Below are 11,405 nucleotides of genomic sequence, written 5' to 3'. Positions count from 1 at the left end.
CACTATTAATATCCTTGTAGATTTAAGGGGTGATAATCTTGACCACAGTCAATTATTAAAAAATACTAAATGCAATCTTATATTTCATTTCAACGTTTTATATGAATGAAATATTAACAGGTCAGAGAGGTGTCAATTCAATTAAATATCAGAATGGTTTTTAAATTGAATGGATAACAAATAAGAATACAGAAGAATAAAAATAAGAATAATTACCAATTAACAGAAAATAAATAAGCCTCATGTCAAGATGAGGCTTATTCGTATTTGTTTTCAGCTGAGCTTAAAAATCGTACTGGAAGTAGATCGTATTGTAGTTACTACCGCCTTTGATGCGGCCAAACTGAGAAGCACTCTCGAAGATAGCACTACGGTGATGTAATGAGTAACCAACCCACATGTTTTCCCAATCTTTCTGGCTAAACAGATCACCTACATTTACATCAAATGAGAAGTCTAGATAGTTCAGCAAATTACTTGCGGTGTAACCTTTCTCTTCCATCTCAGTACCTTCGATGTAAGTGATGTTATCGATGTAAGACATACCCTCTGCGACACCGAAACGCCATTTGGTCGGCAAATTAAAGGTGTAATACGCCTTAATCGCCATCACATACTCAGTACTGGACGATTGAACCTCCGATGACCAATGGTGGACCAGACCTGGTGTTAGATAGATATCAATTGGGAAACCGAAGATTTCATCCGTCAATGGGTGTCCGTAGAATAATGAGGTGAGCTGGTTGTTGTACTCGTCCTTCTCGGCATTAAATTTGAAAATATCGCCAATATTGGACGGCGTTGCCCAACCGTGTGCAACACGCAGATACGGACGGTTGCTCAACTCTGATTTACGAGCCTTCCCTTTGTCATTGAAGAAACCAAAGCCAACGAATACTTCACCCTGATAGCGGTCTTCAACAATTTGGCTGTTGTACGCTTCGCTGTCTAGACGAGTAATGCTCGTTTCACCGAGTAGGTACAAATTAGAAATGACGTGGTACCGGGCTTTAATGCCTAAGTTCGCATCAATACCTGCACCAATTTTCTCGCCCGTTACTTCATCAAACGAGTAATAAGTACTGTTGAAATCGGCATCTTTATAACGAATGGTAAAAGAAGGTTCCAACTCCCAGTCGCCTAACTCATAGTTAGCCGCGATACGGTAGTTGGAATGAAATTGGAATTCGTCATCCGTCATCACTTCGAATTCGGCGCGCCAGTTCTCGTCAAAGTTGTAACGAATTTGGCCACCGAAGTCGACACGATCGCCCTCAAAAGCGTTTTGAACCGATTTAGGTATGTCAACAAAGCGCAAGCGCATGATCGCACTCGCACGCCAATCTGAGTCATCCTCATCATATAAGAACACACCACCTTCAAGGCCATCAATATAAAGGTGCTCATTCTCAAAGAACATCATTGGCACAAACGTGCTTACCGTCGAGTCATCGTCAGCAGTATAAAAAGGAATCGCAGCAGTGCGGTACATCGCAGCAATGCCCCACTCTTGTTCAGCATGCTTCGACTCAGCAAATGCGGCTCCGTTTAGCAATAAGCCTGAGCAGGCTAGCGATGTTCCTAGTAGGTGTTTCATAACTCTCCTATGTCGCTGTAATTAGAGACAGTATTCAATCACAAAGAGTATATCTGACTTTATTCGTCTATCGGTTAAAAATTCCTACAGGACTACTTAACCTCGTTATAACCGCCCACATTTTAGGCGATTTATAAATTTGTTTTGAATTAACCTCAAATATTCAACCAATTGCACTTACGCATTTCTGGATTTTATCTTTAATCTGCAATCGCATTTTTGCTATGAATACATACACATAAGAAAATACACAATCATAATCAAAGGTTAATTATGCGAAACGTCACTTTATTATCGCTTGTCCCTTTTGCGTTTGCCTCGCAGGCAGCACAAATTGTGGAACACTCTCAAACTGACCTCTCTGAAGCACTCAATATTGCTGGTGAATCATCCTATATGCCAGCAAGTACCGAACTGAGTTATCAAAACATCAACCGAGTAGAAATAGGTCAACAAACGTTAGTTCGTAAGCAACAATTGCATTACGGCGTACCTGTATATGGTCACTCTGTCGTCGCAGATCTTTCCGCAAAAGGCTTTGCTCAATCGATTGACGGTAATGTGGTGGTTGGAATCGACAACGACTTAGACTCGACGCTGCCAATGATCAGCGCAAACCAAGCGATTGAAATCGCAACGGGCACTCATCAGCACGGTTTTGCATCTAACGAGTCTCCAGAGAATGATGCTCGTGCGGAACTAATGGTTTGGCTAGACGAACAAAATACCGCGCACCTTATCTACAAAGTCGATGCGGTGAAAATTGTCAATCTACGTCCCTCTCGTCCTATCACGCTGGTCGATGCAAAATCAGGAGAGATCATGGACCAATGGGAAGGTCTTGCATTTCTTGAAGCAGAAGGCCCAGGCGGCAACCAAAAAAGTGGCCGTTATTACTTTGGCCCAAATACAAAGTTTGGTGGATTCCAAGTTGACCAATACTGTCAGATGAACAGTGATAATGTCGAAACGATCAACATGAACAACCAACAATGGGGTGGTCAAGTTCATCGCTTCAACTGCAACGTGAATAACTACCGAGAAATCAATGGAGCGTACGCGCCAATGAACGACGCACACTACTTCGGCCAACGTGTGTTTGACATGTACCGTGAGTGGCTTGGCGCACGTCCTATTCAACAAAAACTCACCATGCGCGTTCACTACGGCTCAAACTATGGCAACGCGTTTTGGGATGGCCGTCAGATGACCTTTGGTGATGGCAACAGCTCTATGTACCCTCTTGCGACTTGGGATGTTATCGCACATGAAGTCAGCCACGGCTTCACCGAGCAAAACTCAGGGTTGGAATATCGCGGCATGTCTGGCGGAATGAACGAATCATTTTCTGACGTCGCTGCTGCTGCACTTAGCCAATACGTGCATGGTAGCTTCAACTGGAAGATGGGTGAACACGTGATGAAATACTCGCCGGCAATGCGTTACTTCATCAACCCAAGTCACGACGGAGCTTCGATTGGTCACGTGAACCAGTACTACCGTGGCATCGATGTTCACCACAGCTCTGGTATTTTCAACAAAGCCTTTTACCACCTAGCGACAAGCTCAGGCTGGAGCATCAAAAAAGCATTCATGGCTTACGCAACGGCGAACCAGTTGTACTGGACGCCAAACTCAACCTTCCAGCAAGGTGCAGAAGGCGTATGTAAGGCAGCGCAAAAGCTGGGATATGAAAGCTCCGCGGTCACGTCTGCGTTCTCTCAAGTGGGTGTTCAGGTGATGAACTGTGAAAGCGGTCAACCTAATCCAAACCCGAACCCAAACCCTGGACCGGATACTGGCATGACCGAGCTTTCGCTCAACATGCCTGTCGCGATCCAAAGAAACACGGCAGAAGAGCAACAGTTCGTTCTGCGTCGAACCTCTAGCGATGATGTTTGGGTACAAACTTACAATGGCTTTGGTAATGTGGAACTTTATGTAGCGATTGATCGCCCAGCAACACCTTCAGATTACGACTGCTCATCGACCAATATGGGTAATGAAGAAGCGTGTGGTTTTGGTGGTATTCAAGGTTCAGACATTTATGTCACTGTAACAAATACGCAGAGCGCTTCTGACGCCTATCTTGCCGTCAGTGAGGCATACGGAACGCCACAGCCAAACCCAGAACCACAAGACCAGTGCGCATCTCTGCAAGAGTGGTCACCTTACAATTACTACCCTGCCGGTTCTTCAGTGAAGTATTGGGGCAACCGCTTTGTTGCGACACAAGATAACTGGGGAGCAGACCCTTATCAGAACTACTGGTTCTGGACATTTGAAGGCAGCTGTAACGACTATTAAGCAATGATAAAGAGAGCCTGCTACGATAGCGGGCTCTGTATTTATCTCAACTATTCCAAATACCACTCACTGCCTTGTACATCGGCTTCAACTAGCCAAGTGCGGTCATTCCACTTCAACGAATTATCAAGGCGGTTCTTTATCTGCCCGTTTTCCCATCGCCATTGTTGGGTAGGAACATCCCCACACTCCTCAAGAGTAATCTCGATACCTTTCTGATCGAGGCACAATTCTGAGTTACTTCGACTCATAAGCTTCCCTGCAGAAGTTAACTTCCACTCTTGGTTATCCCCATTATGACAACGCCAACCAAATACTCTTGAGCCCTCACCTGATGCGCGGTATTCCACATCAAGACACTGCGAGCCACTCTCCGTGTTGGTTTTAATTTTTTTCCATCCACCTTGGTCATCTTGCTTACCTGACGAAGCGGCAAACAGAGCTTCGACAACTGCCGTCATTGGCTGCGTGTAACGAGAAGCGCGTGGGGCTTGGTACTGCCAGTTCTGGGGAATCGGCAATGACATATCCCACTCGCCGTAGCCATCGTAGTATGATTTTGCCACCGCCATTGGTGTTGGTGTCCAGAGGAAGTCTGGGTGACGATTTTGATACCACTCCCCTCCAATCACTTGTCCATTTGCATCGATTTCAAGGTCGTAGTAATACGTCACTCGTGATACGCCATCATAACGAGGCATGTCAGTCGAACGATGCGTAGGGTTAGTTTCAACCATGTATTCAACTTGCATTTGAACACCAACAATGGAAGCTGCGCGACGTGAGCGATATGTAGAGAAACGATCTTTGTCATAAGATTCTAAGCTGATCATGACATCTGCAGGGTCGGAGGCCGAGCGGTACGTTTGCGGATTAAAATATTGCAAGTTGTAGCCTAAAACAGGTTGGTTCCAAACTTGATAATCGTAAGTAGCATCCATGATCAAGCTACGGCCAGATAACCCCAACTGGTTTAACACCGCTAAGTGCCAACTAGCTGGGTTAGTATCATTACAGTCCGGTTCAATCACTCGCCCATTTTCATCTTTTGCTGGGTTCTTTATGTTGCATCTCCCCCCAATAAAACGAGTTTCAAACGGCGCTTCTGCCCACAATAATGTCCCAAGTGCTTTGATATCTGAAGGGTAAAATTTTAAAGGCTCCCCGTTAGCATCTGGCACAGTGACAGATTGCGTCGGCCTAGGAAGCATATACGCAGCCGCAGCCCAGCCATGGCACAGTCCCATCCAGCGTTCTACACTGCCATTCGATTCGTAGTACCCTTTGCCAGAGTCCCACGAACGTTTTGATAGCGTAAATTGAGTATCCCCCACCAGCAAATCGTATTTTTCTGCCGGAGATAAATCCTCTCGATCCTGTCCTTGAACCGAGACTACCGGTTTTTGAATGTGCGAAAAGTCAAAATACTCTTGCCAATTGCTCGCACTGAGTTCCCTGTCGCCATAACGCCAAGCAGCAGCACCAGAATACAGAGGCCAGTAGGTGTCGGACCAAGGTTGTACTTCAAGTCGCTTTGAATTCGGTATTTGACGGTGAAGCTCATCGAGATTGCGAATCAAGCCAGTACCCACATCCACCAAACGCGCCGGGTTGTCATTATTAAGATTTGCAGAAAATGAGTGATGAGATTCTGATGTCGCTCTCTCCATAATGACATCACGCACGGATGCTCGAATGGATTCCGATTCTTCAACAATGATGGGAGACGTGTCGCCTTCTTTCTGGGGTAACTCGTTCATTACTTTTGAAGGATTCTCATGAAAAGCATTCATGAAAGATTCAATCTTGTTATCAGCAGCACTCACACCAAATACAGGCGCTAAGCAAAGTAAGGTCATTATTCGTTTCATTTCAAAACTCTATTTATACGTCAGTCAAATTAATTATCGATAATCATTCTCATTACCGATTGGTGACGTAGAGTGCTGAGATTTGTTGATGAAATCAATCTACTCATCGGACCAATAATTGAATTCGTGATTTCACCTTTGAAGATTGATTAGTTATATCTCCTAATTTATTTAAAGTGAAAGTTATCGATATTTGGCGGTCTACTTACAACAACAAAATGATGACAATGCAAGCAATTAAAACGTTTCGATGATGAAAGGGCTTAGTTTTTTCCGGTTTGGTCGATACAATAGAAAACCAATGACCAAAGCCGCAGTTTATCGTGAAAGCATCTGAACTCATCTCCCTTATCAACAATTTGCCTGATGGTAGCGATCCCGATATCGTAATGGGTGAAGAATGGCTACCAGAGCGTTTAGAGAGCACCACGCTTGATGGTGATATGCTGTTTATGCATTTCGATAATGCACCAGAAGATGGCCAAGGCGAAGAAGAAGGCCGTGGTTTTGTTGAGCATGAAATTGACTTGATTCGTACTCGCCTACAACAAATCCTTGATGAAGATAGCGACAGTGCGTCAAAAGCCGACGCCATGTTAGGTTTGTTTCTGATGGGACATGAACTTAGCAGCTCACAAGTTATCGAAATACTCGAAGAAGATTCAGAACACTGATTCAAAATACTAAGGAACCACTTTGCCAACATCGCTCAACACCAATGAACTTTCCTCTCTTCCCCTGATTGTTGCCGGCCCGATTTTAAGAAAGGTCACCGCGAAGGAAGTGAATATTTGGTTGGTGACCACGCAACCTCTCGAAGGCTTGGTTGAAATCAGCGATGCTGGCACGGGTGAACAATACTATTCTCAGCCTGTTTCAAAAGAGCATCTATTACAAGTCGGTAAACGTGCTTGGGTTTGCATGCTGACGCTGCAAGGCGAATTTCCTACCCACCGTGCACTGCGTTATCAGCTCCATACTCAATCCGGTTTGTTAACCGAGTTGATACCCCATCTTATCTATGGCGAAGATAAGCAAACAGAGCAAGGTGTAAAATTCTTGATCAGCGAGAAAGCTGATTATGTATTGCACGGTTCTTGTCGTAACCCACATCATTTTAGTAAGGACACACTCGTCCAAGCAGACGCTAAAGTTGCTAGTCAGCAGATAGAAGACCGCCCAGATATGCTGATCATGAGCGGCGATCAAATCTATGCCGATCATGTGGCGGGGCCAATGCTGGACGCCATCGAACAGTTGGTCGAGTTATTGGGCTTACCTGATGAAGAGTTCGCTCAAGCACCAATAAGAAACACGCAAGAACTGTATCAAAGCCCAGATTGCTTTTATGGTCGAGATAACATTCTGCCCCACTACGTGGACGACGGAAGCTTACTTAGCAAGTTCTTCCCCCATCGTGGCACCCCTATTTTCAGTTCACGTGAATGTGAAAATCATCTCATCAGTTTTGCCGAACTGTTTGCGATGTACCTGCTCGTTTGGTCTCCAGTACCATGGACGCTAGTCAATCGTGAACGTTTATTGGAAAGAGAATTTACAACGGGCGGAAAAGCGTTAGAGCCGAAATGGCAGCAGCATTGGCGTGATGAGAAAGTCCACATCGATGCGTTTGTCGAAGGCTTAGATAAAGTCCAACGTTTGCTTGCTCACGTTCCTACTTACATGATCTTTGATGATCATGACGTGACCGACGATTGGAACCTAACGGTTGGATGGGAAAAAGCAGCCAATGAGAACCTCTTCTCACATCGCATCATCGGTAACAGCCTGATCGCTTACTGGTTATGCCAAGGTTGGGGAAACGCGCCAGAAAAATTCAACGCCTCGTTTGTGGAGCATGCGCGCCGCTACTTTGAAGACCTGACTTCAGAATCCCAAGACGAGTTCATAAAGTACCTCTATCGTTTTGAAGATTGGCACTATACGATTCACACCTCACCAAAAGTGGTAGTGTTGGATACGCGTACTCGTCGCTGGCGTTCAGAGTCTCGTATGAACAAACCATCAGGCTTGATGGATTGGGAAGCCTTGATTGAATTCCAACAAGAGTTGATGCATCAAGACAAAGTGATCATCGTCTCTGCCGCGCCCATGTTTGGTGTGAAGTTTATTGAAACGCTGCAACGCATCATGACGGGCTTTGGTCAGCCACTACTGATTGACGCAGAAAACTGGATGGCGCATCCGGGCAGTGCGAATACCTTGATCAGTATTTTCACTCACACCAAGACACCAACTAACTTCGTGATTCTCTCTGGTGATGTGCACTACTCTTTCGCTTATGACATCAAGTTGCGCTTCCGCCGCAATAGTCCAAACATCTATCAGATCACTTGCAGTGGGATTAAGAACCAGTTTCCTGCACAACTGCTGAGCGCATGTGATGCAATGGATCGTCTGCTGTATAGCCCTCGTTCACCATTGAACTTGTTCACAAAGCGCAAGCGTTTGAAGATTTTTAAACGCGCCCCAAGCCATCACAATTTCTATCGATTAGTGAACCAAAGTGCGATTGGGGAGCTGAGACTAGATGAAGATGGAAAGCCAAGTAATATCAGTATATTAACAGGCGAAGGTAACTCAATATATTTCCCCCCAACACAAGTTGAGGAATAAATCAGCGCTTTTGCGGTCAAACAGAGTATTGAGCAAAATCACCTTCTCAATCGTATGAGTTCTTGATCGAATTGCTTCAAGACCTTGAGATTTGCTCGAACCATTACCATCTTAAATAAATAGATAACAGCTTGGTGTTCAACATGTTTAATTCGCTTACTTCATTATTCAAACAACTTATTGAAGGCTCAGACCTTAGCCAATCCAACACACTGTCACCCAATATGGCGATAGCATGCTTGCTTTGTGAAGTGGCGGGTGCAGACCATCAAATCGATGAAAGAGAGCAAGCAACCAAACGTTCTCTGATAATGAAATTGCTCTCATTGACGGAAGAAGAGACCAACACCCTCCTAGCTCAGGCTCAAAGCAAATCGAGTGAGTCGACTTCCCTTTATGACTTTACATCTCAGCTGCGTGAGCTTTCTCAAGAAACCCGCTATGAGCTCATCAAGAGTATGTGGGAAGTAGCGTACGCTGATGGAGAAGTTGATCCGTTAGAAGATGCCGTCATCCGTAAAACGGCCGAACTGCTCTATGTTGACCACAGTGACTTTATTCGTGCGAAATTGCAGTCTCAGTGAAGCACAGTCTCCATAAACAGTAAGAACCAATAAAAAACGCGCTACATGAGCGCGTTTTTTGTGTCTCTAGTCTGGATTAAGCCGAATCAAACATCGTCATCTCCGCAAGAGGCTAGCCAACATTGTTGTTATTTACTAACAACCAAAGTAAAGCCGGCTTATGACGAGAAGACTGAAATCCGATGAAAGATTTATGAAAACAGAAGCTTATAGCATGGTCAGTGCAAGTTTCGCCAAGTTGTATGCATCCACATAACCGGAATGCTGGCGACCTTCCCATTCGATGCCTTTGGCCTCTTGTGCGGCTTTGTGACCAATGCGTTTTTCTTTCAAGCGGTTTTGTATGCGATACAAGGTCGCTAGATTAATGAACTCACTAAACGGGGCATCAATGCCTTTTTGTTGGCACTCTTCAAGCAAGATGAGGTCATCACGTCCCCAAGAGGCATAGATCTTATTACGACCGCCAAAGTTCTTCAGCATCGACTTCAGCACTTCCTCTAATGGTCTGCCCTGCTTTTCAATTTTACGTGGTGTGATACCAGTTAATTCTGCACAAAACAATGAGACTTCATCATGTTCAGGCTTTACGTAGTATTGAGCGCGCTTAACGATTTCACCTTTCGACAAATCTATTTCAGCCAAACCAACTTCAATGATTTCACCCGTGCGACCTACGCCGTTTTCACTCCAGCAGCACATTTCTAAATCGAAGCAGACGATACGGTTATGGTTCATAGTTTGTCTTGATTCCTAACGTAAATTTGAAAGCGTGAGATTCTACCGTAACCAATCTCAAAACTCGAATTTGCTCGCTGAATTAATCACCGATCGATACTGAGTTTCGGCCATTTTCCTTACTTTGGTAGAGCTGCACGTCCATTTTGTGGAACAAACTCTCAGGATCTTCATCTTTATGCACTGCTGCACCAATGCTCAAAGAACAGATAATAGGAGTTGCCCCGTATTCAAAAGGAGAGCTGGCGACAATACCACGCAGTTTCTCTAAATAAGCAGCCAACTCTTCTTTATTGGTTAAACGAGAGAGTATGCAGAATTCATCACCGCCAGCTCGGTAGAAGCGATCGCCTTCAAGTAAATTCGCATTGACCAATCGAGTAACATGGAGCAAAGCTTCATCACCAGCTAAGTGACCGTGCTTATCATTGATGCGTTTAAAGTGGTCGATATCAAAGCCAACCAAACTAAAGGCAACGCCAGTATTAATATAATGCAGTAAGTTGTCGTTAAATACGCGGCGATTGAGTAACTGAGTCAACGGGTCTAACTCTGCCATGCGTTTTAGTTCTACCGTTTTATTATCCAGCATGACCGCTAAACGCTCTTTTTCCCGTGACTGTAGATTCACTATATAACTGATCAAAAGTGCAATAACCAAGCCCGCAATCCCCGTCCCGTAAAGCACGGAGCGCTCCCAAGCAGAAACGGATTCCGTTAGCTTGAATTCTACCTTCCATTCTCTATTGGGTAGTTGAATCTTGCGGCTAATAGTTTTCCCTTTCAGGTCACTCCAATTATCGCTCTGAAACAGCAATGGGTCGTCGTATGCATCAAAGCCTAAATCCTCCACCTTAATCGACATATCGAGCTCTGTCGCTGTCTTAGTGATCAACTCGTCGAAGTAGACAGTGCTGCGAACAACACCGACGACAACGCCCAGAAGCTCGTGGTTGTCGTAGCTAAACACTGGGTGATAGACCAACAATCCAGTTTTATCGAGGGATTGATCGTATCCATCTTGAAGCAAGCGCACTTTATCGGAAATGTTGGCTCTACCCTGAGTAAGAATGTCATCTAGAATCAGTTCAAAACGCAAACGCGAAGAATAGAAGCCAAGCAGAGAAAGGTTCTGCGGCGTTCTTGGGTAAATGTCGGTTGCAATAAACGCCGGAGCGCCATCTTTTAAGATGTAGCCATTGGTTTTAGGCCCATCTTTTGGCACGGTAAAGATATGAAAATCAGGGAACGTTTTACGCGTTTTTTCCAAGAAGCGATCGAGATCTTGTGGGTCAACACGCTCCATCCATTGCAGACCAACTAGGCTTTTGGAACCATTAACGACTTGTTTGGCATACAAGGGAAATTGTGACCAGTATGAGTCATCGACAGAGTGAAAAAAATTCGCTCCTGCCCCGATAAACTCAAGGTCATTTTCTACTGCAGATTTTAAAGATTCAGCTTGGCGATCCGCCAAGGTATCGAAGATGGTCATCGTATAGCGCTGCTGGATTTTATAAGCAACACCAACCATAGCCGCTGTCACGATAAGCACCGCAATGAAAGCGACAATAGAAGCAGAATACCGTTTGAGAATGCTCTGTTGAGCCGTGCTGTATGTCATTTAGTGTTCCACGTTAATTACGTGCAAAGCTTCGATAATGATGGAAA

Annotated in this window: 8 protein-coding genes; 4 read left to right on the top strand and 4 right to left on the bottom strand. The window is 44.8% G+C overall.

Annotated elements, in window-relative coordinates; all coding sequences use genetic code 11:
• Positions 1-283: 283 nt before the first annotated feature.
• Positions 284-1,597: a MipA/OmpV family protein gene (locus ATB76_RS16140; RefSeq protein ID WP_061035706.1), complete on the bottom strand. Its 1,314-nt coding sequence runs from the start codon at positions 1,595-1,597 to the stop codon at positions 284-286.
• A gap of 273 nt (positions 1,598-1,870) precedes the next feature.
• On the opposite strand from ATB76_RS16140, the gene ATB76_RS16135 reads away from it, so the two are divergent.
• Positions 1,871-3,904 (top strand): M4 family metallopeptidase, encoded by a 2,034-nt coding sequence (locus ATB76_RS16135; protein WP_061035705.1) that lies wholly within the window; start codon positions 1,871-1,873, stop codon positions 3,902-3,904.
• A 50-nt stretch (positions 3,905-3,954) separates the two neighbouring features.
• On the opposite strand, the gene ATB76_RS16130 is transcribed toward ATB76_RS16135, so the two are convergent.
• A complete protein-coding gene (locus ATB76_RS16130) occupies positions 3,955-5,763 on the bottom strand; it encodes a ricin-type beta-trefoil lectin domain protein (protein WP_081094923.1) in 1,809 nt (602 codons plus the stop codon).
• Between the two features lie 335 nt (positions 5,764-6,098).
• On the opposite strand from ATB76_RS16130, the gene ATB76_RS16125 reads away from it, so the two are divergent.
• The 3 genes from ATB76_RS16125 (at position 6,099) to ATB76_RS16115 (ending at position 8,996) form a co-directional block, all read left to right on the top strand.
• Complete coding sequence (locus ATB76_RS16125) at positions 6,099-6,449, top strand: hypothetical protein (protein ID WP_038872292.1); 351 nt, start codon at positions 6,099-6,101, stop codon at positions 6,447-6,449.
• 22 nt (positions 6,450-6,471) lie between these two features.
• The gene (locus ATB76_RS16120) at positions 6,472-8,412 is read left to right on the top strand and encodes an alkaline phosphatase D family protein (protein ID WP_061035703.1); all 1,941 of its coding nucleotides are present in this window, start codon (positions 6,472-6,474) and stop codon (positions 8,410-8,412) included.
• Between the two features lie 143 nt (positions 8,413-8,555).
• A complete protein-coding gene (locus ATB76_RS16115; protein WP_005433825.1) occupies positions 8,556-8,996 on the top strand; it encodes a TerB family tellurite resistance protein in 441 nt (146 codons plus the stop codon).
• Positions 8,997-9,203: 207 nt separating this feature from the next.
• On the opposite strand, the gene ATB76_RS16110 is transcribed toward ATB76_RS16115, so the two are convergent.
• Entirely contained in the window at positions 9,204-9,734 is a 531-nt protein-coding gene (locus ATB76_RS16110) for a 3'-5' exonuclease (protein ID WP_038872287.1), read from the bottom strand.
• A gap of 82 nt (positions 9,735-9,816) precedes the next feature.
• Complete coding sequence (locus ATB76_RS16105) at positions 9,817-11,358, bottom strand: sensor domain-containing diguanylate cyclase (RefSeq protein ID WP_038878709.1); 1,542 nt, start codon at positions 11,356-11,358, stop codon at positions 9,817-9,819.
• Between the last annotated feature and the right edge of the window lie 47 nt (positions 11,359-11,405).

This window comes from Vibrio sp. MOR3 (assembly GCF_001557775.1).
Lineage (GTDB): Bacteria > Pseudomonadota > Gammaproteobacteria > Enterobacterales > Vibrionaceae > Vibrio > Vibrio jasicida.
The sequence above is the reverse complement of the archived record's forward strand: the minus strand, read 5'-3'. Positions and strand labels throughout refer to the sequence as shown.

Bases quoted from the DNA above. Each gene is read 5' to 3' on its own strand.
- ATB76_RS16140 (WP_061035706.1), bottom strand. From the start codon at position 1,597: ATGAAACACCTACTAGGAACATCGCTAGCCTGCTCAGGCTTATTGCTA.
- ATB76_RS16110 (WP_038872287.1), bottom strand. From the start codon at position 9,734: ATGAACCATAACCGTATCGTCTGCTTCGATTTAGAAATGTGCTGCTGG.
- ATB76_RS16130 (WP_081094923.1), bottom strand. From the start codon at position 5,763: ATGACCTTACTTTGCTTAGCGCCTGTATTTGGTGTGAGTGCTGCTGAT.
- ATB76_RS16115 (WP_005433825.1), top strand. From the start codon at position 8,556: ATGTTTAATTCGCTTACTTCATTATTCAAACAACTTATTGAAGGCTCA.
- ATB76_RS16135 (WP_061035705.1), top strand. From the start codon at position 1,871: ATGCGAAACGTCACTTTATTATCGCTTGTCCCTTTTGCGTTTGCCTCG.
- ATB76_RS16105 (WP_038878709.1), bottom strand. From the start codon at position 11,358: ATGACATACAGCACGGCTCAACAGAGCATTCTCAAACGGTATTCTGCT.